At 30.2% G+C, this 252-nt stretch carries 1 protein-coding gene; it reads left to right on the forward strand.

Going from position 1 to position 252, the window contains the following annotated elements; genetic code table 11:
- Positions 1–89: 89 nt before the first annotated feature.
- The coding region (locus AAEY88_RS14730; protein WP_350563586.1) for an SMI1/KNR4 family protein at positions 90–252 on the forward strand (163 nt) is incomplete at its 3' end.

Below are 252 nucleotides of genomic sequence, written 5' to 3' on the forward strand. Positions count from 1 at the left end.
CTTGAATGCAAAGCTCACTTTATTAAACCTGATGACGAAACACAGCATGCAATTGCTGCATGTAGTGGTACACGGAAAACGATAGCATAATGAAAGATTTAAATTTAAAAAAAAGAGTTTCAATTACACATGATGAGTTAGATTCATTAGAAATGTTTTTTAATATTAACTTACCGATTAGCTACAGGGAGTTTATTTTAGAATTTAATGGTGGATGCCCAGATAAAATTACTATAAAAATTAACTCTGAAG

Origin of the sequence: Psychrobacter sp. CAL346-MNA-CIBAN-0220 (assembly GCF_040309805.1) — a bacterium.
Lineage (GTDB): Bacteria > Pseudomonadota > Gammaproteobacteria > Pseudomonadales > Moraxellaceae > Psychrobacter.